Genomic DNA, 24028 nt, shown 5'->3' with positions numbered 1-24028 from the left:
GAACGGATGCGGTTCGTGCGGGCGTTCGCCGGAATGCTGTTGCTGGTTCTCGGAATTCCGGTCCTGCTGGCCGGTGTCGGGCTCACTGCCGTCGCCGGCCGGGCGGCGGCAGACGGGGCCTTCACCGCCCGGTTCGAGCCGCTGCGCACCACCGGCCGCGCGGTGCTGGTGGCGGACGTCGACGCGTTGCTGCGCACGGAGGCGCCGTTTGCCCGGGTCGGCCCGTCCCGGCTGCGGTTGACCGCCCGGACGGCCGACGGTCCCGCCTTCGCCGGCCTGGCCCCGGCCGAGGAGGTGCGGCGCTGGCTCGAACCGGTCCCGCACGCCACGGTGGACCGGGTCGCGCTGGCCCGAGGTCCGTTGCCGGTCCGGCTGACCGACGCGGCGTCCGCGCCCACCGCCAGGCCCGGCGGCGTGGTCCCGGCTGCCCCGCGCGAGGCCCGTTTCTGGGTACGCGAGGGCGTCGGCGCGGTCGAGTGGAGCCCCGCCGAGTGGGCCGGCCGGCGGCTGAGCCTGGTGGTGATGCGTCCGGACGGTGCCGCGGACCTGGCCGTGGACGTGCGTGCCGAGTTGCGGGTCGACTGGTTCCGGCCGGTGGCTTGGGGGCTGCTCGCCGGCGGGCTGGTCCTGGTCGGTCTGGCGATGCCGGTGCTGCTGCGTCCGCCGCGACCACGTGAGGTGGTGTTCGTGGTGGAACCCGACCAGGTGCCGGTGCTGGCCGGCCGGTTGGGGGTCAGCTCGCTCAGCGGGCTGGGCGCTCCGCGTAGGCCCGAGCCCGAGCGGGAGTTGGTGGGCATCGGCACGGCGGACGGGGCCCGGCCGGCGATCGGGGCGGGCCCGGCGCGGCGTCCGGCCACCCTCGCCGACCTGCCGCCCTGGCCGCCGGAGCGGTCCGGGGGCACTCCGGGGGCGACGGACCGCGGCTGAGCCGTCCGCGCCGGCGGTGGTGGTCGGGTTCGCACGCGACATCGGTCTCCGCCACAACGGTTGGCGCCGAAAACACGGGCGGCCCGCCGCGCTGCCGACGCGGAGGGCCGCCCTCACCGGGGGATCGGTGCCGATGTCATCAGATTAGCGGCGAAGGTCGCTCGTGGAAACATCTGTCCAATTGGTGCGATTTATTCGCGTGGTGGAACCCGGCGCACCGGCAGGACCACCAACAGCACCAGGGCCAGCAGCACGTACTCGTTGCGCAACACGAACTCCCACGGCGTGTCGGTACGCGCCGGGGCCACCCCCCAGTCCTGGAAGGACACCACGCCGTAGACGATCAACGCCGAGGTGCCGACCGCGCCCGCCAGGAACGTGCGTCGTCTTCGGATCCCCTCGGCGCTGCCGATGTCGGCGTCCAGCGCCGTGTCCACCAGCACCACCACGGCCGGGATGAACCAGTAGATGTGGTGGGTCCAGGTGATCGGGCTGATCAGGGCGCCGACCAGGCCGGTGAGGGTCAGTCCGGTCAGCTCGTCACCGGCGCGCGCGGCCTGGGCCGCCCGTCGCAGTCCGTACCCGAGCACCACCGCGACCAGCGCCAGCCACAGCAGCCGGTTCGGCGCGGCCGGCGCGTCGATCCGGCTCAACAGCCCGAACAACGACTGGTTGCCGGTGTAGTCGGTGCGGCCGACCCGGTTGGTCGCCCACAGCTCGTGGGTCCAGAAGCGCCAGGAGTCGCGGGGCGCCACCGCCGCCGCCAGCAGTGTCGCCACCACGGCCGTCAGGCTCGCCACGGCCGCCGCCCGCCACCGCCGGGTCACCAGCAGGTAGACGATGAAGATGCCCGGGAAGAGCTTGAGCGCGGTGGCCAGGCCGACGCCCACCCCGGCCCAGCGCCGCGCCTGCGGTACGGCGAAGAGCAGGTCGGCCAGGACCAGCACCACCAGCAGCATGTTGATCTGGCCGAAGGTGATCGTCTCCCGGGTGCTCTCCACCGCGAAGACCAGCAGCACCGCCACGACGAGTGAGAACACCCGGGGCAGCCCGTGCCGGGCGGCCACCGGGGCGACCAGCCAGCGGGTCGTGACGACCACGCCGAACGCGGTGAGCGCCGTGAAGACCGTCACCACGGCGCCGAGGCGCAACAGGCCGAACGGCCAGAGCAGCAGCGCGCTGAACGGCGGGTAGGTGAAGTAGAGCTCGCCCTGCACCCGGTCCGGCTGCACGTAGTCGTAGAGGGGGTTGCCGGCCCGCCACCAGTCCACCGCCCTCATGTAGATCTTGAGGTCGAGGAAGTCGTGGCTCAGGCCCGGCGCATAGAGCGCCGGCAGGACGGCCGCGAGCGCCAGCACCGTGACGACCCGACGGACCGTACGGCCCCGCTGCTCGTCGGTGGTGACGGCAGGTGGAGCGACGGATTCGGCTGGCACGGGGAAACCCTAGCGGTCTCCCCCCGCCGACGGTGCCGAGGCGCGAGCACCCGGGCGGCGACTAGTCTGTGCCCCGTGGCTGACCAACTCGTCTGGATCGACTGTGAGATGACCGGGCTGGATCTCGGCAAGGACGCGCTGATCGAGGTCGCCGCCCTCGTCACCGATGCCGACCTGAACGTGCTCGGCGAGGGAGTCGACGTGGTCATCCGCGCCGACGAGGCGGCGCTGGAGGCGATGCCCGAGATCGTCCGGACGATGCACGGCAAGTCCGGGCTCACCGAGGAGGTCCGCCGCTCGACGGTCACCCTCGCCGAGGCCGAGGACATGGTGCTGGAGTACGTCACCCGCCACGTCAAGGATCCGCGTTCCGCCCCGCTCTGCGGCAACTCGATCGCCACCGACCGCGGCTTCCTCGCCCGGGACATGCCCCGCCTCGACGCCCACCTGCACTACCGCATGATCGACGTCTCCTCGATCAAGGAGCTGTGCCGGCGCTGGTACCCCCGGGTGTACTTCGGGCAGCCGCAGAAGGGCCTGGCCCACCGGGCGCTGGCCGACATCCGGGAGAGCATCCGCGAACTGGAGTACTACCGGCGCACCATCTTCGTGCCGCTGCCCGGCCCCGACGTGGACACCGCGAAGGCGATCGCCGCCGAGCTGTAGGCAGGCGGCACCCGATCCCGGCGCGGTGCCGAACCCGCTGGACGGGGCCGGCCGCGGTGTGGCTATTATTAGTCCGCACCCGCCCGGGCGATCGGAGCGGAAGGCATGGTGGCTGTAGCTCAGTTGGCAGAGCACCGGGTTGTGGTCCCGGTTGTCGTGGGTTCAATTCCCATCAGTCACCCCAAGCACGAAGGCCCCCTCCACGCGGAGGGGGCCTTCGTCGTGCCATCGGCCGTGACACGCCGCCATTCGGAGCCGCACGAGCCCTCGCCGCACGGAGACCGCCCAGTGGCGCGCCGACGCCGGTCGGAGCCCTCCGCGGGGCAGAGGGCTCCGTGGCGCGGTCAGGGCGTCGGCGTGGCGCTCGCCGTGTCGGCCGCCGGGCTCGCCCCGTCACCGGCCCCGGTGTCCGGATCGGCGGGCGGCTCGTACGGCAGGGCGCTGCCCTTGACGTACTCGTCCCAGCTCATGTTCCAGTCGGTCCAACCGTTGCCGTTCTGGAGCCTGCGCTCGGTGCCCTTGACGGTGATCGGGTCACCGATGCGGGTGTTGGCGAACAACCACGCCCCGTCGGCCATCGAGACGTTCACGCAGCCGTGCGAGACGTTCTGCCGACCCTGGACCCCCTCGGACCAGGGCGCGGCGTGGATGAACTCGCCGCCCCAGGTGAGCCGCTGCGCGTAGTCGATCTTCGTCCGGTAGCCCTCCTCGGGGCCCAGCTCCTCCAGGGTGTCGAACACCGTCTTGCGTAGCTTCTCGATCACCACCATCGTGCCGCTGGACGACGGGGTGCTCTTCTTGCCCAGGCTCACCGCGATGGTCCTGACGACCTTCCCGTCCTTGGTGACGGTCATCCGCTTGGTCTTGTTGTCCACCCGCATGACCAGCGACGGGCCGATCTTGATGTCCACCGTCAGGTCGGAGCGGCCGTACCAGCCGTCCCCCATGGGCAGGCCGCCGGCCTGCACCCGGTACGACACGGTGCTGCCCGGCTGCCAGAACTCCTTCGGGCGGTAACGGACCTCGGTGGGGCTGGCCCAGTGCCAGATGCCCTCCTGCGCCGGGGTGGCGGTGACACTCATCCGGCGCTGGACGTCGTCGCGGTAGTCCTCCGGAACGGCCCGACCGAAGCGGACGATCAGCGGCATGCCCACGCCGACGACCTGGCCGTCGCCGAGGAAGCTGGTGATCCGGACCTGCTTGTCGGGCTTGGCCATCACCGTGAACGTGCTGGTGGCGGTGACCGGTCTGCCGTCGTCGCCGGTCGCGGTCACCGTCGCCGTGTACTTCCCGCCGTACTCCAGCGCGCCGGTGGGCAGCCAGCTCCGCCGGTCGGCGGCGAGCGTGCCCTTGACGGCCGTGCCGGCCGAGTCCTTGAGCTCGACGGTGGTCTGCTCGGCGTCCTTCGTGGTGAAGGCGATGGCGGTGGAGGCCGGGACGTCGGTCGCGTCAGCCTTCGGCTCGGTGATGGTGGCCGCGGCCTTGGGGGCGCTCTCCTTGGCGCTCTGTCCGGGTGACGGCTTGTCGCCGCCGGAGCCGGTGCAGGCGGAGGTGAAGGCGAGCGCGACGGCGAGAAGCCCCGCCGTGAGCGCGCGGCGCCGCCCGGCGCGCCGAGTCAGCCGGTCGTGGGTAGCTCGCATGATGTCCTCACAGTCGTGATCCCCGGTGCCCCATCCTTACCCACTGACGCACCCGGGTGCCCGCCGGTTGCCGGTGCGGAGGGCCGACAAGCCGACGGAGAACCGTGGACATCGGCGGATACGGGGCATGGGCGCGTGACGTTGGTCTCCGCGGCGGCCGGTTGGCCGGTCCGGGGGTGGGCCGGTGGTGGTCGCCGGCCCACCCCCGCGGGTTCAGATCAGCGGGCCGGAGCCGCCCTCCGGCACCGGCAGGGCGCTGCCCTTGACGAACTCGGACCAGCTCAGGTTCCAGGCCGTCCAGCCGTTGCCCGGCGCGAGCCTCCGCTCGGTTCCCTTGATGGTGATCGGGTCACCGATCTTCGTCTGGTCGAACAGCCACCGGCCCATGGCCATGGACACGTTCACGCAGCCGTGCGAGACGTTGCGCCGGCCCTGCACCCCCTCGGACCAGGGTGCGGCGTGGATGTACTCGCCGCCCCAGGTCAGCCGCTGCGCGAAGTCGATCTCGGTGCGGTAGCGGTTGTCCGGGTCCGGCTCGTCCATGGTGTCGAAGACGGTCTTCTCCTTCTTCTCCATCACCACCAGGGTGCCGCTGGAGGACGGAGTGTCTTTCTTGCCCAGACTGACCGGGATGGTCTTGATCACCTGGCCGTCCTGGCGGACCGTCATCTGCTTGGTGGCGTTGTCGACCGACATCTCGAAGGCCCGGCCGATCTTGGCTTTGGCGGACCGGTCGACGTTGCCGTAGCGGCCGTTGCTCAGCGGGATACCGGCTAGCGCGATCCGGACGTCCAGCGTGGTGCCCGGCTTCCAGTACTCCGGGGCCCGGTAGTAGGCCTGGGTGCCGTTGGAGACCCAGTGCCAGGCGCCCGGCTGCGGCGGGTCCGTCCGGACGAACATGCGCTTCTGTACGGCTGCCCGATCCTTCTTCGGGATGCCAGGATGGAACTCGACGACCACCGGCATGCCGACGCCGTACGTCCGGTCGTCGAACAGGTAGAGGCCGGAGCTGATCACGGACTTCGGCTTCGCCATCGTGGTGAACGAACTGGTGCCCTGCCGGGCCTCGCCACCGGACCCGGTGCCGGTCACCGTGACCGTGTAGCGCGTGCCGTACCTCAGGGGTGCCGACGGCACCCAGGCGGAGCCGTCCACCCGCATCTTTCCGTCGACCCGCTTGCCGTCCGCCGAGGTCAGAGTGACCGAGGACACCTTCCCGCCGCCGGGGATGGTCGCGCTGATCTCCGTACTGACCGGTTTGTTCTTCGACCCGTCGGGCGGCGCGACCGCCAAGCTCTCGGCCACGGGTGACGGCGTCCCGCCCGGCTGTGCCGGGTCCGGCGTTCCGGTGCCCGTACCCGTGCCCGTGCCCGGGGTGGCACTGCTGCCGGCGACGAACTCGGCCTGTTTCTCGGCGTCGGCGCACCCGGTCAGTGCCAACGACGCCACCAGAGCCAGGGCGCCCACCTTCGCCCCGACCCGCGTGAACCTGCCCATTCCCACCTCAGTTCTCGCGTGCCTGGCGACATGGTGCCGTATCACCGTCGTCCCCTCGGCCCCGCCCGACCGTGCGGTGGTGCTTCTGCGGCGTATGCCCGATAAGCTCAGCCGAAGAGGGGAGTCGGGCACCCGATTTGGAAGAGCGCTCGGGCGCCGTGTAATCTTCTCTCCGTTGCCAACGAGCGCCGCTAGCTCAACTGGCAGAGCAGCGGACTCTTAATCCGCGGGTTCGGGGTTCGAGTCCCTGGCGGCGCACCAACGAGCAAGGCCCTGACCTGGTAGTTCTCTGCCGGTCGGGGCCTTTTTCGCGTACGCCGGTGGCGGGTGGTCGCTCGGTGGGTGCTCGGGAGCCGTTGGACCGGCCGGCATCGGTGAAACGCGAAGCCGCGACGCGGACGTCGGTGGTCGGGTCCAGCGCTGTTCGCCTGGCATCGATGGTTGCGGTCCGGCCATAGGATGCGCGCGTGAACCCGATCGACAGGGGAGAGTTTGCCGCCGGTGTCCGATGGTGGCAGACGAAGACGCGCTGGCGGAACGATTTTCACAACAGTGCTTATGTGGTGCTGTCTGCCCAGAACCCGAATGGAGACTTTCGGGATGACTGGTGGCCGGATTTCCTTCGGCGGCTGACCCAGTGGGGGGCATTGCGACCACTCTCCGGAGTCGAAGTGACCCGTCGGCTGGCCGCCAACCGAGACGAGCTGGCCAGCGCCTGGCGCCAAGCATGCGCGCCGGTGAAGGACCTGGATATCACGGGCGTCGCCTGGGAGCAGGTACGGGCGTTTCCCGAGGTGGTCGCGCGGCTGAAGCCGACCAAGTATGGGTCTCCGGTGTTCCCATCGAAGTTCTGCCACTTCTTGCTTCCCCGAATCTTCCCGGTCTTCGACAACGCCGCCGTCGGCGGTTCTCACACCTATGAGACCTATTTCGGTTTGATCAAGGGCACGTGGGAGGCTACCCCCGCTGGCCTTCAGGACGAGTTGGTCGCGGAACTGGCGCGGCTCGTCGACGACGATGGTCAAGGCCGTCTGTATGCCGGGTTCCCGGCGGCGACCAAGATCACTGAGCTTGCGCTCATCGGACGTCGTCACGCTTGATGTCGCGTGAGGTTGTTGTAGGGCTCGACGTCGTCACGCAGGGAGTTGGGCGCAGGGAGCTGCCCCGGTTCGTTAACTCCGTTTGGTCCCCATGGACCTCCCGGCTAGGTCACCGGTTCCATGTTCAGTCGTACGCGGTCGATGAACCGGCTGGCGTGGCGTCGGCTGGTGAGAGTGATCAGCTGGACGTGTGGCCCGTATTCATGGAGCAGGTCATGGACGCGGGGCCGCATGGTGCGTCGGTAGCTGAGGATGTAGCGGATGAAGCTCCAGGTGATCCGGTCGTAGACGCCGTCGGCGTGGTGCTGGCCGCCCCGGTAGCGCCAGCGGCGTTGGGCGATTCCCCACAGGCATGCGTCGGCGGGTAGGTCGAGGAAGATCACGGTGTCGGCGGCGGCGAGCCGGATGGGCAGTGTGCTGGCGTAGTTGCCTTCGATGATCCACCGATCGCCGGTGACCAGTTTCTCCTGTTGGGTGGCGAACTCGTCATGGGGGAGTGGCATCCAGTGCTCGTCGTAGTAGAGCGCGTCGAGGTGGATCAGTGGCACGTTGAGGATCTGCGCCAGTTGGCGGGCGACGGTGGATTTACCGCTGCCGCCGCAGCCGATGGTGGCGATCCGATCCACGCCCTCCACCGTAGGTGCGGAGTAGGTGCGCTCCGGCGGAACGAGAGGTCGTGGCGTTCGAACTGCTTGGTCTCTCCTGAAACACCATGAGGGCCCACCGTGGGGGTTCCGGATGTTGCCGCATGCCTCGACCCTGTGGTGCGTCCAGCGACTCGGCCCGTCTTGACTTGATGTGACGGTGTAAATGCGCTGTGCTGACAACTGGTCGTTGTCCGATCGGGGGTGATTGTGGGCTCGCAGGTGAATCCCGAGTGGTGGAGTTCGGGGGTCTGGAACGGCCGCCCGATCGGTGAATTTCTGCAGCGGCGGGACGTCGCCGCGGTCTTCCGCTTCCTTCACGCTCGGGGCGTGTCCTACGGCAGGATCGCGGCTCTCGTAGGGGTCTCGTCCAACCGTGCTGCGGAGATCGCCAAGGGCGTCCGCCAGGTGACGGCCTACGAGGTGCTGGAGCGAATCGCGGTCGGCCTGAGCATCCCGCGTCCTGCGATGGGACTCGGCCGGGATGAGGACACCCATGTGGTTTGCGACCCCGACGTCACGGCCGCGGGTAACGGAGCGGACAGTCCATTGGCCAGTGCGGGGGCCAGCGTGGAGGTCAGTGGCCTGGCGAGGCTCCGGCTCGGCCTCGATGAGGCTCTGGCGTCGGCGAGTGTCGCTCCTCGGCAACTTGAGTTGATCGAGGAGTCCGCAAGCGAGCACATGACGGTTTACCCGTCAGCCTCGCCTCAGGTCATGCTGTCGTTGTTGGCTGCCGACTGCCGGGAGGTTCAGGTGCTGTCGCTTCGGCGGCAGCCGGCGGCGGTCCAGTCCCGGTTGTCCGGGGTGGCGGCGTTGCTGGCGACGATGTGCGCTGATGCGTTGATGCGGCTCGGGGATGTGGCCGAGGCTCGGCGGTGGTACGGCACGGCGATCCACGCGGCGGACGACAGCGGGAAGCCTCGTTTCAGGGTGCTCGTGCGGGCCCAAGCGGCGATGCTGCCGTATTACTTCGGCGATCCCAACCAAACTGTGGCCTTGGCTGATGCGGCTTTGGCGGTCACATCGATCGCATCGTCGCCGGGTGCCCTGGCAGCCGCAGGCCGGGCGCGTGCCCTGGCCCGAATCGGCGCCGGCGAGCAGGCACGGTCGGCCATCGACCAGGCGCGTCGGCTGTTCGATCAGGCTGGCGACGAGGACACCGACGTCGCCTTCAGGTTTCCGGCGAAACGCTGCTGTTCTACCTCTCCGGCGCGTACACCTGGCTCGGTGACACGGGTGAGGCGTACCGCGTCCAGGACGAGGCGTTGCGGCTCTACGGCGCGGCTCCGGCCGTACCGATCGATGCGGCGCTCATCGCCCTGGACCGGTCGATGTGCCTCGCGCAGGACCGGCGGGCGACCGAAGCGGCGGTGACCGCGCGTGATGCCGTCGCGGACCTGCCCGAGACGCAGCGGACGGAGATCATCCTGACCAGGGCCACCGACGTGGCAACGGCGATCCCTGACGAGAGCCGGCGTGGTGAGGTCGCCGTCTTGACGGACTACGTGCGGGCGTGCCGCGAGAGCGCCCGTAGGCTTGGGACCACAGCCGCACTCGGTCCCTAGGAGCCCCATGTTCGTCGAGGCGCGCACCCGGCCGGTGCTCGCCGAGGTATGTCGTCTCCTCGGCTACCCTGACTCGAACGCGATACTGCTGCGGCACCACACCAACGCCGTCTACGCACTCGGTGACGTGGTCATCAAGATCGCCCCCGGTGACCATGACCTGGAACGGGTGCGCGGGATGGTGGCCGTGGTCGACTGGCTGGGGGCCCAAGGCTTCCCCACGGTGGGCCTTCACCCAGGACTGTCCCAACCCTTGCGGGTGGGCGGGCACGCCGTCACGGTCTGGCAGCGTCTGGACCCGGCACACGACAACCCCATCACCGTCTCCGAGCTCGGAACGCTTCTCCGAGGTCTGCACGCCCTGCCGGCTCCGCCGGTGCCGCTGCCGGTACTGCGACCGATCCACAGCATCGAGCGCTCCATCACCCGTTCGGAGATCCTGAACGACAAGGAACAGGATCTGCTGATGGGCCGGCTCGAAACACTGGCGGCCAGTTGGAAAGCGATGCGGTTTCCCCGCGGTACCAGCCTGATCCAGTCTGATCCGCAGATCCGCAACGCACTCCGGCGCTTCGACGGCACACCCGTACTGGCTGACTGGGACGGCGCCGCCCTCGGACCCCGAGAGTGGGACATCGCCACGGTCGCTGTCCACTGCCGCCGATTCGACCCGCCCGGCCCGGGAGCCTTCGCCGATTTCACCGCCACCTACGGCTGGGATGTCACCTCCTGGTCCCAGTTCGAGGAGCTGTGCCAGCTACGCGAGCTGCAGATGATCGCCACCAATGCCCGCAAGTCTCGCCCCGGGACCGAGGCCGCCGACGAGGTACATCGTCGGATTGCCGGCCTCGCTGACGACGGGGCGGACCTGCGCCGGTGGCGGATCCTCTGAACCGAGCCGTCTAGGGTTCGGGCGCAGCTGGCCCCCTAGGCGTCAGCCCAGTTCAGACACGGTGAGGTGCACCGTGGCCCACCACCGTGCGTCTATTTCCGCACCATCATTCCGGCGATCGTGAACGCCAGAACACGTCGGCGGGCCGGTCCAGGTTCACCTCGACTCCATGGCACGCCGACGGGCCAGCGGCACCCACACGCCAGGGAGATCCAGATGGACGTGCCATTGGGCGGCAGGTCGGAAGGCGACCCGACGCACCGGCAAGTGCTCACGCCCGGCACCCCGTCGGCCGCACGGGTGACTCCCCGCTCGCGTACTGCCACCGAGGCTGCGAGGGCTGGTGACCGGCGGTCCGCTCCCAGCCGCTGGCCGACGGTGGTGGGCTTGCCGGTACGCCGGCAAGCCCACCACGCACCGAGGCCAGCGCCGGTCCGGGGTCGGCCATGACCGTGTATGTCTCGCGGTACGCCGCGACTGGTGAACTGTCCCGGGACCTCACGGATCGCGATCAATCGGTGGAACGGCCGGTGGCCGATCTGCCGCTGCTGACGCACGTCTGGCGAATCGTGTTCGAGCAGCAGGCGCGGAGCGCGACCGCCGATGATCGGCAACGGGGCAAGCCCGGCGGAACTGGGCCGGGCAATACCGACGGAACATCTGCCGCTGCGTCCGTTCTGGCTGTGCCGCCAGCAGCCGGCGCAGGTCGCGGACCATGGCGTAGGGCCGGCCGGTGAGGATCTTCTCCAACGACTTGAGGGTGTAGTCCAGCGCGAAGTTCCGGTCGATCCACAGCTGAGAGCGGCGAGCAAGGACCCCGATGCGCCAGTCCGCGTAGCGGGCCTCAACCCTTCCCATCGACGGATCCGCGCGTCCAGTAAGTCCGGCCGCTTCGGCGCGGCGGGTGTACGCGGCGCCGATCAGGAATTCCATGCCGACGAGCAGATAGCTGATGCCGGTGTAGAAGGGACGGCCCGTCGTGTGGGCGGCGACCCACCGCTCGTCGTGGACCCCGTCGATGATCTCCTCGACGCATAGCTGAGCTTGTGGTTGCAGCAACAGGTCGGTGCGGCCCTGGAAGGCGTACGTCTGACGTAGCTCGGCTGCGGTCATCAGCTGGTCGAAGGTGATGTAGGTGAATCGCGGCGGCACGCCCAACGCGGTAAGGGTGCGGATGGCCAGGGCGTTCTGCTCGCCGGTGGTCTCCTTGTTGAAGCGGTCCAGGATCGAGGTCACCCCCGATTCCACGCCGAACAGGCAGCGCCGCAGCTTCCGCTCGACCAGGCCCCGCCAGAGGTGACCGCGGTCAAGATGCCAGGCTCGGTCACGGTCGGGACGGACGACCTGGTCGACCCGGCAACTCGTCTCCCAGGTGAAGCCCGTCTGGGCGAGTATGTCCGCGACCTGCAGGGCGCGGTTGACAGCGTCATCGCCGCGTCCGATGAACTCCTCGTCGACCAGGTAGATCGTCCTGTTCAGATCCGGGTGTCGGTCAAACACCGCCCCCATCTGACGCAGGAGCCAGGGCAACGCGTCGGGACGCGCCCCCGCCCATTGCCCCTTGTGCCCGCGGGGACAGAACGAACAGTAGTTGGTGTAGCCCCTCGACGACTCGAGTTGGGCGACCCCACGGTGCGCGAAGGTGCGGTCAAGCAGATCCAGTTCCGGCCACATGTCGGTCTGCGACCGGTTCGCCACGGTCGCGGTCCGACGGGAAAGGTTGATCGGCAGCACGGTACGCGACCGCTTGGTGCCCCGGAAACCAATGCCGCGTATCTGCCCGACGTCCAGGTCGCCATGCCAGTGGGCCAACACGTCGGCAATCGTGGGCTCTCCCGCTCCCCTACAGATGAGCAGGTTCGGATAGCGGTCCAGCAAGATCTGCTCGTTGCGGGCGGTTAGCGAGCCGCCGGCGACCACCAGGGGCGGCCGGTCGAGGGCCGTGACTGCGTCCAGCAGCCGGACGGCGAGGTCATGCTGGCCGAAAGTCACCGACACGCCCAGCACCTCTACCCCGTCGCGGACCCGATCGACGATGTCGTCCAGTCCGAAACCGAGCTGCATATCCATCAATTCGACCTGCCCAAGCAGGGTCGACCGAGCAGCTCGGGCCAAATCGGAGATTGCCAGCGGAAACCGGGGAAGCGGGAAGTGCTCCGGGTGGTACAGCGACGCCAACAGCAGCCGGGGCCGCAGCAGCCGTCGCTGGCCCTCTGGAGTGAGTGGCGCGGTGGACAGCCAACTGTCCGGGTCGGTCACCGTCAAGTGGCCGGCGGTCCACGCGGGCCATGCCCGGCTGCCGTGCGGCTGCCCGGAAAGGTCGGCGGCTGTCCATTGTCCTGACGGTTGCTGAATGAGGACCAGCCTGCGGTCCAGGGTCCCGGTCACCACCACCGTTCGCTCCTCGCCCATTGTCATGCTCAAGGCGGCGCGTAGGGCGTTCGGGTCCTCCAACGGTACCGCCGCCAACGGCTCGCGACGGGGCGCAATACAGCCGGTGGCGTGAGCACAGGCGTACAACAGCCGGTCGTGGACGGACGGGAGCAGGTCGCGCATGGAACACCTCCGTGACGAACAGGGGTTGGGCATGGGCATGCGTCGCCGCCCCTGCGGCAGCGGCGAGAAGAGAGCGGTGAAGGGGCGGGAGGGCGCGCTCAGGGCGGCGTGGTGGATCTGGCCCCGCCGTGGTGTCGGACGGGCCAGCCGAGGAACCGGTCGAACAGGTCCGTGACGTCGCCGGTAGTGCTCGGGTTCAGCCGGTGCAGGTCGTCGATGGCCTCATAGAGCAGGCCGGCCATATAGAGGAAGAGACCGATAGCGTTGTCGCGGTACTCGGCGACCAGTGCGAGCCGCGCTTGTCCGCAGGGCCACGGCTGCCCGCAACGGCCGCGGCCGATGCCCTCCTGATCCAGTTGCGCAGCGACCTGGAACCGGTCGTCGCCACGGTCGCCGCGGCCCTCCCAGCCGACCGCCGGGACGTCCTCCGGCACGAACACCGCCGCTGGACCACCACCCGCGGCTGGCAGCTGATCAACGCAGCCGATCCGTGCGGCACGTGAACGGACCCGACACCATGAGCCTCCTGCCGCGCCGCCATCTCAGCGGCCTCAACGCCGACGTCTCCGTCATCGGGGCCGGCTGCTGGACCATCGGCGGCCCCGTCACCAACCGAGGCACCCCGATCGGCTGGGACGACGTCGACCCCGACGCAGCCTTCGCCGGACTCGTACACGCCCTGGAACGGGGCGTCACGCTCTACGACACCGCCGACGTCTACGGCCTCGGCCACTCCGAACGCCTCCTCGGCCGGCTTCTCCGCCTCGTCCCTCGGCAGGACCTGACCATCTCCAGCAAGGTCGGCTACTTCGCCGGCACCGCCCGTCACGCCTACCACCCTGCGCAGATGCGCGCGCAACTCGCTACCACCCTGGACAACGTCGGCACCGACCACCTCGACATCTACTTCCTCCACAGCAGCGACTTCGGCCCTGACGACCGGTACCTGCTTGACGCGGCCGACCTCATGCAGACCTGGCGGGCCCAGGGAGTGATCCACGCGGTCGGCATGCGCGCACCACACCGATTCGCCGAGGAGTGGGCCGCCACCGACGGGCCGCAAGCGGCCGAGACACGCCGCTGGCTGCACCTGTACGACCAGGTGCGCCCCGACGTGGTCACCACCCGTTACAACCTGCTCAGCCCGCTCTACGCTGACCATGAGACCGACATCTTCCGCTTCGCCCGCCGCAACGGCCTGGGCGTCCTGATCAAGCAAGTCCTCGGGCAGGGCCTTCTGCTCCAAGCCGGGTCCGACCCTGACCAGCGGCAGTACAGCATTGGCGACCACCGCCGCGCCGACCCAACTTTCACGCCGGACAGCCGCCGTCAGCTCCACGCCCGCCTCGCGCCCCTGCGCGACCGATACGGACACAGCCCCGCCAACATGGCGCGGCTCTGCGTGCAGTACGCCCTGCACCACGCCCCTGACGCCGCGATCCTCGTCGGCTTCCGGAACGCTGAGCAGATCGACACCGTCCTCGCCGCCCTCGACCATCCACTCCACGCCGACGACATCACGCAGATCCGCGCCGTGCTCCACGACAACCCGTACATCGACTGATAGGAACAACACCGTGCGCTACATCGAGGTCGAGAAGAAGTACCGCCTGGCCGATGCCGAGGTCCTCAGGGCCAGGCTCACCGAGCTCGGCGCGAAACCCGCCGAGCCCATCCGACAGGTCGACGCCTACTACAACGCCCCGCACCGCGACTTCCTCGCTCCGACGGTGATCTCTGAGTGGCTGCGTATCCGCAACGAAGACCACGGCGCGTCGATCAACTTCAAACGCTGGCACCCCTTTGACGCCATCGTCAAGACCCATGCCGACGAGTACGAGACCCGTGTCGGGGATGCCGAGGCCGTCCGCCTCCTGCTGGAATCTCTGGACTTCCAACCTCTCGTGACTGTCGACAAGACCCGCGAGGCGTGGACCCTGCCCGACGTGGAGATCGTCCTCGACCACGTGGTGGACGCTGGCGACTTCGTCGAGTTCGAGTTCAAGGGTGATGCCGTGGACGTCGGCGACGCCACGCAGCGCCTGGAAGCCTTCATCGCCTCCCTCGATATCGAACTGGGCCAGCAGGTCAACAAGGGCTATCCACACATCCTGCTCGGCCGCGACCACTGACCGCCAGGACCTGCGGCGGCCACCCGCGCCGAGCTCGCCGCCCACGCCTTCTTCTGATAAGCCGGCTCGACGAACGCGTCGCCGCCCTCGCGACCAGCCGGGCTGCTCTCCGGGGAGCTACGCGGCCGACTCGTTGTGCCTGCGCACCAGCTCGGGCAGCTCGGCTAGCGAGTCGAGATGGAAGAGGCAGCGGTCGCTGATGGTCTTGTCGTCGAGGATGTGTCCCCACGGTCCGCGTCGTACCAGGGCGGTCGCGAGCCCGGCCGCTTGTGCCGGTCGGATGTCGTTGTCCAGCCGGTCGCCGACGTACAGCACCTGCGCGGCGGGGCAGCCGGCCTCCGCGACGACGCGGTCGAAGAACGCGGCCGAGGGTTTCTCGACGTTCCAGCCGTCCGAGGTGCCGATCACGTCGACCGGCAGGTCCAGCGCGCGCAGGATGGTCTCGGCTCGGGCGGTCTGGTTGCCGGCTAGGCCGACCTGCACGCCCAGCTTCCGAAGGGCGGCCAGGCAGGGCCGGGCGTCGGGGTACAGGTTCTCCTCGGAGAAGTGCTCCGGCTGCCCGGCGTCGGCCCGGCGCTGCCGCTCCTCGGCGAGGTCGAACCCGGGCCGGAACACCTGGAACGTCTCCCGGTAGTCCAAACCGCGAGCGATGACCGCGCCGAAGACGGCCGAGAAGGTGTGCCGCGGGACGCCGAGCCAGTCGGCCCAGGTGCCATACTCCCGGGACTCGTCGACGATCGTCTCGCCCACGTCGAAGAACACACTCACGATCATTCTGGGAGTGTGCCCCTAGCGCTCAGGCGGATCAACGTGCGTCGAGGGCTGGGCGTCCCGCAGATCGTGGTGCCTCGTCGCCGGCAGGGGAATCACCGCTACTGGACGGCCGTCCTCGCAAACGACTCAGTGCGCCTCGCTACTCGTGGAAGGTGTAGCTCCGTCCTCGAGGTAGACGCCGCCACGTCCGATCGCGGCGACGGCTGCGGCAACCCGTCGAGCCAGCCGAGGGATCAGCACCTCGTGAAGGCGCTCCGGCTCGACGAACTCGAACCGGTCGAGCTCGTCCGGGCACAGTCGGATCGTCGCGATCTGGTCCGCCGTCAGCACCCGCCGTCGAACACGAACATGAGCCCGCCGTCCCACGGCGGGCTCGCCGGCACCCAGTCGACGCACAGCAGCGTTCCCATGGGCACCGACAGGCCCAGTTCCTCCTTGATTTCGCGCGTGCAGGCGTCCGCCGGAGACTCGTCCGGTTCCACGGTTCCGCCGGGAACTTCCCACACGTCCTTGTAGGTCGGGTGGTTGTGGCCGGGGTTTGGGAGCTGACCAATGACCACGGCGGCTGTCACCAAACCTGTTTGGTGCTCTCCCGTGTCGGAGTGCCAAGATCCGGGGATGTCGACAGATCCTCCCTGGTCCATTGGTAGCTGGCTCGACGTGGTCGAGCGGCCGGAAATTGTCGATGAGGTGCTCGACCGGGAAGACCAATACGCGGGGGTCGCTCTGCTCGCCTTGGTGCTCAACCACGAGGATCCGGATGTCGTGCTGCCGCGGGTCAAGCGGGCCATGACGTCGCGGGACTCGCAGACTCGCGCGAACGCGCTGCAGTCGTTGGGCCACCACGCCCGGTTGCACGGGTTTGTCGATACTGAGGCTATTGGTCGCCTGCACCAGGCCCTGCGCGACAGGACGGTGCTGGGTGGGTTCGAAATACGGGGATATGCAGCAACGGCTGCCAGTGACGTCGGGATGTTCGTGAGGCGGGGTGCGTTGCCCCGATGGTTCCGGCGCCGGTTCGCTGGACCGCGACGGCCGCCACAAGGGTGACCTGGACGGCCCTCTGGCATGCTGCGACCGTGAAGCCTCAAGCGAACTCGATGCGGTCCGGTGCCGAATGCCAATGATTCGACCGACTGACACCGATTTCCGCGTCTGTCAGATCAGCTTCGAGCAGCTGCTCGAGATCCAACTGGAGGCGCAAGAACGGGGTTGGGCGACTCGATGGTCCTCGGTGGGGGCACTGCGTGGTCAGGTCAAGGAGGACGCCGTCGTCTTGCAGTCGCTGATGCGAGAAGAACGTGAAGGGGCCGTGCGAAGCTATCGATGCCTGGCGTTGTTCTCCACCGCGGACGGCGATCCTTCCGGTGGTGTCGCCACGATCGACGTTGATCCTTCGAGGTTCGCGTCGTTGAAACGGCTCGATAAGGATCCGAGTGTCTCGCAGACGTTCGCCCAGTTGTTCGCACTCGCGTGCGGTGGGATCTCGATGATCTCCAAGGCATAGCGTCAGTGGAGCAGAGCGTCTGGTGCAGGACGCAGCCAGCTCGGCAGTTCAGCACCGCGATCGACAGCTACAAGGTCGTCAAGCATGTCGACGAGGCGGCAGGCGGTGATGTCACGCTCACCGCCGATGTATAGCTCGTCTTCCGCGCCAGCGGAGCGGAGGACCGAGATGTCGACGTAGGGACCGTAGAACAGGACGACCTCGGCTTCGATCAACTGTCCTGCGAGATGGAGCAACCAGGTTGGGTCCATCCCGGGGGCGTCGAGCACCCGGCCGGCCTGGTCGCGGAGGATCACGCCGGCCGCCGCGCGGACCCGCGTCACGCTGGCAAGGTAGGAGATGTCAGGTTCGGTCTGCGTGTCGGCCACCGACCGACGCTACGGGCTCGCCCCTGGCAAGCGGCTCGTTGGCGAAGGAAGCCCGGTCGCGCAGGGTCCGCCGGCGGTCCGCTCTTGCTGTCGCTGGCGAGCCCGGCCGCGTGTGACTCCGGTGGCCCTGACCGGCTCGCTCGGCGGGAGCACTGTCTCATAAGATGAGATAGTTGAACAGGTGGGTCAAGATTTTTCTGCCTGTTTCGGCCGGGAATCTGTGCCGCTGGAGACCAGTACGGGTTGGTGGGTGTCAGCGCGTCCGGCTGGGTCCGGAAACGTCGTGATCGACTGTCGGTGGTGCTGGTTGACAGGGTGCTGCCGGCGGAGGCGTACTGGTACGAGCGCGACCGCGTGGCGGTCTGCCTGCCGGGTTCGATCGGCCGGGGTGGTGGCGCTCCTTCGGGGGCGTCGCCGGTCGTTCGAGGCTCGGGAGTGGGCGGGCCGTCGATGGTTTCGAGTGACAGGGGGTTCGCGATGAAGGATCTTTCTCCGGTGGGTTGAGTCGACGCCCCACCGGGCCGTCGTGATGTCGACGGCTCCCGGAGTATCTGTTTCAGGCTGAGGCGAGCCCGCTGCCGGCGCGGCACCGTGCCGCCCTGCCCTGCCCTCCGTAACTGCTACCGCTGTGCCCTGCCGCGACCGCCTCACTGGTGGTCGTGTCGGTCGTTGCTGCCCTGATCCGTCTTCGGGTCGGCCGGTGCGCCGGTCGGCGTGTTCATTGACAACTCCACAGTGCGCCTTGCCGCAGTCTCCCGCGCCCGCCGGTGGCTGCGGCGCACACCTACGGCGTCGCGACGTCGACGCCCCCATTCTTTTCGATCAAGGAGCTCTTGTGTTCTCCGTACATCCCGTCTCACCGCGTTCCGGCTTTCTGCCGGTGGCGGTGACAGATCCCGTGTTGACCCCCGTTTCGGGGTCCGGGTTGACGTCCCCGTTGGGGTCGGTCTTCAGGCGGACGCCCGAACGGACCCCCTTTTCCTGCTCACACCGCAGGTCAGGCCGTCTGTCAGGACTGGCTGGTTGTGCTGCGACAGACCGTCCTGGTCTCGGGTCTCCCTCTGGGGAGGCCATACGTATCGGAGAGGAGGTGATGGTGGATGGATGATCCGGTTCTGCGGGTGCAGTCGCAGCTGACCGACCGAGACCGGGTGCTGCTGGGCTGGCTGTACGACCACGGGGTGCTGACGTCGTTCCAGATCGCCGAGGCGTTGTTCCCGTCGCTCGACTTCTGCCAGCGCCGGTTGCGGACTCTGTACCGGTTGCGGTTGGTGGCCCGGTTCCGGCCGCAGCGCGCTGACGGCGGCTCGTATCCGTACCACTACGTCATCGACCAGCTGGGTGCCGAGGTCGTCGCGGCGAGCCGGGACGAGCGGCCACCTCGGCGTGACCACGCCCGCGTGGAGCGGCGACGCTGGACATCGAGTCGGAGCTTGGCGCATCGGCTCGGGGTGAACGGTTTCTTCACCGACCTTGCCGGCTACGCCCGCACACACCCCGGCGCCGAGCTGGTGCAGTGGCTGCCGGAGGCGGCTTGCCGGCGTGTTGGCACGTTCACCCGCCGGGAGGATCCGGTCCTGGTGCAGGCTTACCAGCTGCGGGTGCGTCCGGACGGCTACGGCCTGTGGGCCGAGGACGACATCACGGTTCCGTTCTTCGTCGAGTACGACACCGGGACCGAGCCGCTGCCGGTTCTGGTCGGCAAGCTCGCCGGCTACGGGGACTTGTTCGCCACACTCGATCGGGTGTGGCCGGTGCTGTTCTGGCTGCACTCCGCCGCCCGAGAGGCCAATCTGCGCCGCCTGCTCGCCGACACGCCACTGCGGGCGCTGGCCGCGACCGGAGCCCGCGATTACGCCGCCATGGCGGGCCTGTGTCCCGCTGAGGCGGTCTGGGTCGTCCCGGGTGGGGGAGGGCAGCGGTGCCGGCTGGCCGACCTCGCCTCGTCCGTCATTGACGCTGGATGGGCGGGTGAGGCGGCGTGATGCCTGGCAGCGGCACGACGGCCGCGGACGTTACCTCGGGTTGGCGGGAGACAGCAAGACCTCGTCACTCTCACCGGTCTGTCAGCACCCGGCCTGCTTGGCCTGACAGACCGGTGACAGTGCCGATCCCTTCCGACAGCGACAGGGCAGAGGTATTGTCGCGCGCTCACCACGGACGGTCCGGCGGCGGCTCCCCGTCCGCGACCACGGTCCCGGACGGCGACGCCCGGACCGTCCGCGCACGTGTCCAGCTCTACCCGGCTGGCGGACGAGCCTCCGCCGTAGCCCGGTCCGGGGAGGTGGTCCGCCACGACCACACCGACGTCTGACCCGGACGGTGGTCCGCGCAGCAGCCGTGTCGAGGGCGCCGTCCAGATCGTGATCATGCTGGCGATCGGCGGGGCCGCTGGTGCGGCCAGCTTCACCCACGTCCACAACGTCGCCGCCGCCCACGGCCAACCCGGATGGCTGGCCTGGGCCGACGCGATCGTCCTGGAGCTGATGTCCATCGCCTCCGGCCTGGAGCTACGCCGCCGCAAACGCGCCCACACCTCAACGGTGTTCCCCGCGAGTGTGCTGGCCTGCGCGGTCACGTTGTCCCTCGCCGCGCAGGTCGTCGAGGCCGAACCGTCACCGATCGGCTGGATCGCCGCAGCCGTGCCCGCGCTCGGCTTCCTCGTCATGGTCAAGGTCGCCCTCGGCTACGCCGGCACCACGACCCCAACCAACGCCGCCCGGACCGCAGACCACCTGCCGGACCAGCCCACGCAAACCACGCCCCCGAGCGGACCGGCCGAGACGACGCGGTCCGGCGGGACGGCAGGGCGGCGGTCCGCCACGCGGACGAGCGGCCTGGCAGAGGTCGCTCATCAACCTCACGGACGGGACCGCCGTCGCCGCGACGCCGGCAGGGGACGGTCCGCGCAGCAGTCCGGCGACGTGGCCAAGCTGCTGCCGGCGGCGCGCCGCGTCCGCGACCACCTCGCCGCGGACGGGCAGGCACTGACCCGGGCGGCGCTCGCCGAAGCCCTCCGTGGAACAGGCCACACCGTGTCCAATACCCGGGTATCCGAACTCCTCAAGACCCTCAGAGCTGAGGCAGCCTCGCCGCCCGCGCCGCAGGACTCGACTTCACCGGTGAGCCTGGCACCACGACCGCCATCAAGTCGGCAGCAAGCGACTCACGCAACCGCGTCCGACGTCTCGCGGCTGCCTCCACCAGCAAGCCATCTCGAACCCATGCATCCCAGACATTCACCCAACGGGCAGGAGAACCCCGAATCATGAGCACCGACGTGAACCCCACCGAGCACGACACCACGACAGACATCACGCCCACCGCAGCCGCGCCCACAAGCGAAGTATGGACCGTCGACCGCGTCCGCGCCCTCGGCGTGACCACCACCCTCGCCACCGCCGCATCAGTCCTCGGGATCAGCCGATCCCAGGCCTACCGGCTCGCCGCCACCGACACCTTCCCCGCACCCCTGATCCGCGCCGGCAGCCGCATCATCGTCCCGGTCACCGGCCTCCTCCACCTCCTCCTACCCCACGACGACCCCGCCCCGGCAGGCGGCGGCCGGCGACTTGAACCCGCTCCGAAGGTGAGCGTGGATGCGATGACCCCGCCACCAGCGGATTCCACCCGACGCCGCTGGCGGCACCATACGAAGCATCCAGGAGACGACGAGTGAAGGGATCCACCTTCAAACGCTGCGGCTGCCGCGACAGCGTCACGGGCCGGCGACTGGGACGCTCTCCTGTCCCCAGCTGCGCCGGCCCGGCGGCGGCTGGTCCCGCAACCACGGCCACTGGCACTGGCAGATCGAAATCCCCGCCCGCGCCGACGGCACCCGCCGCCCACTACGCCACGGCCCCTACGCCACCCAAGCCGACGCCGACGCGATCCTGGACCGCATCCGCGCCGCCTTGGCTGTCCCCGATCCCACCGACCCGCACACCACCGTCAGGACCGGCGACCTGATCGAAACCGCCGTCAAGACCGGCACGCCCGTCCCCACCCCCGACCAGATCCGGCGGGCGCTGCACCTGGACATCACCCCCACCGAGCTGCCCACCATGGAGGCGTACCTCACCGACTGGCTCGCCGGACGCAAGAACATCAAGACCGGCACCCTGCGCTCCTACGAAGGGCACATCCGGCTGTACCTGATCCCGTACCTCGGCCACCTGCGCATCGACCGGCTACGCCCCGGCCACATTGACGCCATGTACGACGCCATCGCCGAACGCAACACCACCATCACCACCCTGCGCGCCAGCCGCGACCCCGCAAAGCGCGACCAGGTCAAGAACCAGCGGATCGTCGGCCCGAGAACGATGCACCTGATCCACGCCACCCTGCGCAAGGCCCTCAACGACGCGATGCGCCGCCACCGCTACATCGACACCAACCCCGCCCTCATGGTCGAGCTACCCCCAGCCCGACCACCCAAGCCCACAGTCTGGACCGACCAACGCATCCGCACCTGGCGCGACACCGGCAAGACCCCCAGCCCCGTCATGATCTGGACCCCCGAACACACCGGCAGATTCCTTGACCACACCCACGACGCTGGCGACCGGCTCTACGCCCTCTACCACCTCATCACCTTCACCGGCCTCCGCCGAGGCGAAGCCTGCGGCCTGCACTGGGACGACCTCGACCTCGACACCGCCACCCCCACCGTCCGCTGGCAACTCGTCCAACACGGCTGGGCCACCGCCATCGACACCCCCAAAACCACCGACAGCGAAGCCACCGTCGCCCTCGACACCGAAACCGTCGCGGTACTGCGCGCCCACCGCACCCGGCAACACCGCGAACGCCTCGCCGCCGGAGCCGCCTGGACCACCACCGGGCTCGTGTTCGCCACACCCATCGGTGGTCGACTCCACCCTGCCGACGTCACCGACCATTTCCACCACCTCGCCACCCAAGCCGGGCTACCACCTATCCGGCTCCATGACCTCCGCCACGGAGCCGCCACGATGGGCCTCGCCGCCGGCGTCCAGATGAAAGTCATCTCCAACCGACTTCGCCACTCCAGCCCACACTTCACCGCCAAGTTCTACGGCGACGTCCTCCCCGAGCTCTCCCACGCCGCCGCCGAGGTAACAGCGGCTGTGGTACCCCGACGGCGGGGCAGCGGAGCGCAATCGGCATAGGCCGCCGGGGCGAGCGGCAGATGCTCGCGGTCGTGGCCTCCCTCGCCCAGAGAGGGCTAGGGAGGCCACGGCCCCTACTCGTCCCCGAGAACCTCTTGCGAACCGAGGTCAGTGATCTTGGTTGGCAGAAGGTATTCCTCGATCTGCTCCGCGAGATGAAGCGGCCATGGCAGAACGGTGGTGCCCCGGACGTACGGTGCTGCATCCCGCAGCTCGTGCGCCAGCGCCGCCCAGTGCTCGGGCTGGTCGCCGTCCTGAAGTCCCGCCACAAGTAGCTCGATGAACTGCGGGTTCCACACCTGGGCCTTTGGCTTCGGGGCAGTGAGCTTGCCGTTGTGCTCGCCGGGGACCAGTTTCGACACGCCCTTCAACGCCCCGGAGTGCGTGCTGGGCTTGCCCGTAGTGCTGCCGTACACCCGAGGGACCAGGAAGCGCCACAGACCCTTGGGCTGGCCTGTGCCATCGTCGGTTACGCCGTAGCACTCCGGCGTCTCGCCGCCTTCGGCAGTGCGAACGCGCACATGGCGCAGGCCGGACAGCTTGCTGATCGGCTGAGGTTCAGCGGCGCCGAAGCCGAGGCTGTCGAGCTGGATACGGCCATTGGTGAGGGTGTTCCAGACGCCGCGCAGGTTCTGCGCATGGGTGAGCAGCAGGGTGTCGGGGAAAGCGCTGGTGGCCTCATCAATGACGTCCTTGGCGAACCGGACCACGTCGTCGGGGCCGCACTTGAGGTCCACGTTGACGTACTGCTTACCGATGTCCACGAGCCCGGTATGCAGAGGCTGCCAGGGCACCTTGGGCGCACGGACTTGCACATGCTGACCGGTGGGGTTGACGAGCACAGCGACCGGGACCTGTCGCGCGAGCCCCCAGACGCGTCCCTTGTTCTGGCGAATCATCCAGATGGCCAGGAGGGCAGGCTGCCGGAGAAGCGTGCCTCGCGCCGGTTCGGGTAGCGGCTCGGGGCGCACGCTGAGCTGTCGGAACAGGTCATCGACGGCTGCGGCGAACCGTTCTCGGTTCGGGTCGGACGACTCTTTGCGCGGGGGGTGTCCCTATGGGTTTGGTCAAGCCCCGGAGGGTGTCGACGTTAACCGGTGGGTGAGGTCGTCGAGGCAGGCGGTGAGGTCGGCGGTGGTGGACATTTCGTAGTGGGTGCTGGTGACGGTGC

At 69.0% G+C, this 24028-nt stretch carries 21 protein-coding genes, 2 tRNA genes and 3 pseudogenes; 16 read left to right on the top strand and 10 right to left on the bottom strand.

Annotated elements, in window-relative coordinates:
- The first annotated feature begins 6 nt into the window (after nucleotides 1-6).
- Nucleotides 7-927: a hypothetical protein gene (locus E1165_RS30760; RefSeq protein WP_132391798.1), complete on the top strand. Its 921-nt coding sequence runs from the start codon at nucleotides 7-9 to the stop codon at nucleotides 925-927.
- A 191-nt stretch (nucleotides 928-1118) separates the two neighbouring features.
- On the opposite strand, the gene E1165_RS14820 is transcribed toward E1165_RS30760, so the two are convergent.
- Entirely contained in the window at nucleotides 1119-2363 is a 1245-nt protein-coding gene (locus E1165_RS14820) for a glycosyltransferase 87 family protein (RefSeq protein ID WP_132391796.1), read from the bottom strand.
- Nucleotides 2364-2438: 75 nt separating this feature from the next.
- Between E1165_RS14820 and orn the strand changes: the two genes are divergently transcribed.
- Together orn and E1165_RS14810 are read left to right on the top strand one after the other, a co-directional pair.
- Nucleotides 2439-3029, top strand: coding sequence for an oligoribonuclease (gene orn, locus E1165_RS14815; RefSeq protein ID WP_132391794.1), 591 nt, complete (start codon nucleotides 2439-2441; stop codon nucleotides 3027-3029).
- 108 nt (nucleotides 3030-3137) lie between these two features.
- A tRNA-His gene (locus tag E1165_RS14810) sits at nucleotides 3138-3213 on the top strand.
- A gap of 160 nt (nucleotides 3214-3373) precedes the next feature.
- Here E1165_RS14810 and E1165_RS14805 read toward each other — a convergent pair.
- Both E1165_RS14805 and E1165_RS14800 read right to left on the bottom strand, forming a co-directional pair.
- Nucleotides 3374-4669 (bottom strand): Ig-like domain-containing protein, encoded by a 1296-nt coding sequence (locus E1165_RS14805; RefSeq protein WP_132391792.1) that lies wholly within the window; start codon nucleotides 4667-4669, stop codon nucleotides 3374-3376.
- 213 nt (nucleotides 4670-4882) lie between these two features.
- Complete coding sequence (locus tag E1165_RS14800) at nucleotides 4883-6166, bottom strand: Ig-like domain-containing protein (protein ID WP_132391790.1); 1284 nt, start codon at nucleotides 6164-6166, stop codon at nucleotides 4883-4885.
- 185 nt (nucleotides 6167-6351) lie between these two features.
- On the opposite strand from E1165_RS14800, the gene E1165_RS14795 reads away from it, so the two are divergent.
- A tRNA-Lys gene (locus E1165_RS14795) sits at nucleotides 6352-6427 on the top strand.
- 206 nt (nucleotides 6428-6633) lie between these two features.
- Complete coding sequence (locus E1165_RS14790) at nucleotides 6634-7266, top strand: hypothetical protein (protein WP_132391788.1); 633 nt, start codon at nucleotides 6634-6636, stop codon at nucleotides 7264-7266.
- 104 nt (nucleotides 7267-7370) lie between these two features.
- On the opposite strand, the gene E1165_RS14785 is transcribed toward E1165_RS14790, so the two are convergent.
- Complete coding sequence (locus E1165_RS14785) at nucleotides 7371-7892, bottom strand: topology modulation protein (RefSeq protein ID WP_132391786.1); 522 nt, start codon at nucleotides 7890-7892, stop codon at nucleotides 7371-7373.
- 222 nt (nucleotides 7893-8114) lie between these two features.
- Between E1165_RS14785 and E1165_RS14780 the strand changes: the two are divergent.
- From E1165_RS14780 to E1165_RS30505, 3 genes and pseudogenes are all read left to right on the top strand, one after another.
- Nucleotides 8115-9475, top strand: a pseudogene (locus tag E1165_RS14780) (hypothetical protein).
- Nucleotides 9476-9482: 7 nt separating this feature from the next.
- Nucleotides 9483-10367, top strand: coding sequence for a phosphotransferase (locus E1165_RS14775; protein ID WP_132391784.1), 885 nt, complete (start codon nucleotides 9483-9485; stop codon nucleotides 10365-10367).
- A 446-nt stretch (nucleotides 10368-10813) separates the two neighbouring features.
- Nucleotides 10814-10903 (top strand): annotated as a pseudogene (locus E1165_RS30505) (hypothetical protein); the annotation flags it as partial.
- On the opposite strand, the gene E1165_RS14765 reads toward E1165_RS30505, so the two are convergent.
- Together E1165_RS14765 and E1165_RS14760 are read right to left on the bottom strand one after the other, a co-directional pair.
- The gene (locus E1165_RS14765; protein ID WP_207916890.1) at nucleotides 10866-12923 is read right to left on the bottom strand and encodes a radical SAM protein; all 2058 of its coding nucleotides are present in this window, start codon (nucleotides 12921-12923) and stop codon (nucleotides 10866-10868) included. The pseudogene E1165_RS30505 and the gene E1165_RS14765 sit on opposite strands and share 38 nt — an antisense overlap.
- 98 nt (nucleotides 12924-13021) lie before the next feature.
- The gene (locus E1165_RS14760; RefSeq protein WP_132391826.1) at nucleotides 13022-13279 is read right to left on the bottom strand and encodes a hypothetical protein; all 258 of its coding nucleotides are present in this window, start codon (nucleotides 13277-13279) and stop codon (nucleotides 13022-13024) included.
- 161 nt (nucleotides 13280-13440) lie between these two features.
- On the opposite strand from E1165_RS14760, the gene E1165_RS14755 reads away from it, so the two are divergent.
- Together E1165_RS14755 and cyaB are read left to right on the top strand one after the other, a co-directional pair.
- Complete coding sequence (locus E1165_RS14755) at nucleotides 13441-14487, top strand: aldo/keto reductase (protein WP_132391780.1); 1047 nt, start codon at nucleotides 13441-13443, stop codon at nucleotides 14485-14487.
- A gap of 13 nt (nucleotides 14488-14500) precedes the next feature.
- The gene (gene cyaB / locus E1165_RS14750) at nucleotides 14501-15055 is read left to right on the top strand and encodes a class IV adenylate cyclase (protein WP_165945225.1); all 555 of its coding nucleotides are present in this window, start codon (nucleotides 14501-14503) and stop codon (nucleotides 15053-15055) included.
- Nucleotides 15056-15172: 117 nt separating this feature from the next.
- On the opposite strand, the gene E1165_RS14745 is transcribed toward cyaB, so the two are convergent.
- A complete protein-coding gene (locus tag E1165_RS14745) occupies nucleotides 15173-15829 on the bottom strand; it encodes an HAD family hydrolase (protein WP_132391776.1) in 657 nt (218 codons plus the stop codon).
- A 323-nt stretch (nucleotides 15830-16152) separates the two neighbouring features.
- Entirely contained in the window at nucleotides 16153-16401 is a 249-nt protein-coding gene (locus E1165_RS29550) for an NUDIX hydrolase (RefSeq protein WP_243704775.1), read from the bottom strand.
- 46 nt (nucleotides 16402-16447) lie between these two features.
- On the opposite strand from E1165_RS29550, the gene E1165_RS14735 reads away from it, so the two are divergent.
- Both E1165_RS14735 and E1165_RS14730 read left to right on the top strand, forming a co-directional pair.
- Nucleotides 16448-16879: a hypothetical protein gene (locus E1165_RS14735; protein ID WP_132391774.1), complete on the top strand. Its 432-nt coding sequence runs from the start codon at nucleotides 16448-16450 to the stop codon at nucleotides 16877-16879.
- Between the two features lie 73 nt (nucleotides 16880-16952).
- The gene (locus E1165_RS14730) at nucleotides 16953-17336 is read left to right on the top strand and encodes a hypothetical protein (protein WP_243704774.1); all 384 of its coding nucleotides are present in this window, start codon (nucleotides 16953-16955) and stop codon (nucleotides 17334-17336) included.
- A gap of 2 nt (nucleotides 17337-17338) precedes the next feature.
- Here the strand turns inward: E1165_RS14730 and E1165_RS14725 are convergent, their stop codons facing one another.
- Nucleotides 17339-17704 (bottom strand): hypothetical protein, encoded by a 366-nt coding sequence (locus E1165_RS14725; protein ID WP_132391770.1) that lies wholly within the window; start codon nucleotides 17702-17704, stop codon nucleotides 17339-17341.
- 1100 nt (nucleotides 17705-18804) lie between these two features.
- On the opposite strand from E1165_RS14725, the gene E1165_RS14720 reads away from it, so the two are divergent.
- The 4 genes and pseudogenes from E1165_RS14720 to E1165_RS14705 all read left to right on the top strand — a co-directional run bounded on the left by E1165_RS14720 (nucleotide 18805) and on the right by E1165_RS14705 (nucleotide 22857).
- Nucleotides 18805-19689 (top strand): replication-relaxation family protein, encoded by an 885-nt coding sequence (locus E1165_RS14720; RefSeq protein WP_132391768.1) that lies wholly within the window; start codon nucleotides 18805-18807, stop codon nucleotides 19687-19689.
- 384 nt (nucleotides 19690-20073) lie between these two features.
- Nucleotides 20074-20976: a DUF2637 domain-containing protein gene (locus tag E1165_RS14715; protein WP_243704778.1), complete on the top strand. Its 903-nt coding sequence runs from the start codon at nucleotides 20074-20076 to the stop codon at nucleotides 20974-20976.
- On the top strand, nucleotides 20973-21383 hold the full coding sequence (locus E1165_RS14710) for an AlpA family transcriptional regulator (protein WP_132391766.1): 411 nt from the start codon (nucleotides 20973-20975) through the stop codon (nucleotides 21381-21383). Before E1165_RS14715 ends, E1165_RS14710 begins: the two co-directional genes overlap by 4 nt.
- Nucleotides 21380-22857 (top strand): annotated as a pseudogene (locus E1165_RS14705) (tyrosine-type recombinase/integrase). Before E1165_RS14710 ends, E1165_RS14705 begins: the two are co-directional and overlap by 4 nt.
- A 74-nt stretch (nucleotides 22858-22931) precedes the next feature.
- On the opposite strand, the gene E1165_RS14700 reads toward E1165_RS14705, so the two are convergent.
- Complete coding sequence (locus E1165_RS14700; protein ID WP_243704773.1) at nucleotides 22932-23756, bottom strand: RNAseH domain-containing protein; 825 nt, start codon at nucleotides 23754-23756, stop codon at nucleotides 22932-22934.
- Between the last annotated feature and the right edge of the window lie 272 nt (nucleotides 23757-24028).

It is taken from the genome of Micromonospora sp. KC723, from assembly GCF_004348595.1.
GTDB lineage: Bacteria > Actinomycetota > Actinomycetes > Mycobacteriales > Micromonosporaceae > Micromonospora.
This window is presented reverse-complemented; position numbering and strand designations above follow the sequence as displayed.

Bases quoted from the DNA above. Each gene is read 5' to 3' on its own strand.
- E1165_RS30760 (WP_132391798.1), top strand. From the start codon at position 7: ATGCGGTTCGTGCGGGCGTTCGCCGGAATGCTGTTGCTGGTTCTCGGA.
- E1165_RS14805 (WP_132391792.1), bottom strand. From the start codon at position 4,669: ATGCGAGCTACCCACGACCGGCTGACTCGGCGCGCCGGGCGGCGCCGC.
- E1165_RS14800 (WP_132391790.1), bottom strand. From the start codon at position 6,166: ATGGGCAGGTTCACGCGGGTCGGGGCGAAGGTGGGCGCCCTGGCTCTG.
- E1165_RS14775 (WP_132391784.1), top strand. From the start codon at position 9,483: ATGTTCGTCGAGGCGCGCACCCGGCCGGTGCTCGCCGAGGTATGTCGT.
- E1165_RS14765 (WP_207916890.1), bottom strand. From the start codon at position 12,923: ATGCGCGACCTGCTCCCGTCCGTCCACGACCGGCTGTTGTACGCCTGT.
- E1165_RS14755 (WP_132391780.1), top strand. From the start codon at position 13,441: ATGAGCCTCCTGCCGCGCCGCCATCTCAGCGGCCTCAACGCCGACGTC.
- E1165_RS14745 (WP_132391776.1), bottom strand. From the start codon at position 15,829: ATGATCGTGAGTGTGTTCTTCGACGTGGGCGAGACGATCGTCGACGAG.
- E1165_RS14735 (WP_132391774.1), top strand. From the start codon at position 16,448: ATGTCGACAGATCCTCCCTGGTCCATTGGTAGCTGGCTCGACGTGGTC.
- E1165_RS14730 (WP_243704774.1), top strand. From the start codon at position 16,953: ATGATTCGACCGACTGACACCGATTTCCGCGTCTGTCAGATCAGCTTC.
- E1165_RS14720 (WP_132391768.1), top strand. From the start codon at position 18,805: ATGGATGATCCGGTTCTGCGGGTGCAGTCGCAGCTGACCGACCGAGAC.
- E1165_RS14715 (WP_243704778.1), top strand. From the start codon at position 20,074: ATGCTGGCGATCGGCGGGGCCGCTGGTGCGGCCAGCTTCACCCACGTC.
- E1165_RS14710 (WP_132391766.1), top strand. From the start codon at position 20,973: ATGAGCACCGACGTGAACCCCACCGAGCACGACACCACGACAGACATC.
- E1165_RS14700 (WP_243704773.1), bottom strand. From the start codon at position 23,756: ATGATTCGCCAGAACAAGGGACGCGTCTGGGGGCTCGCGCGACAGGTC.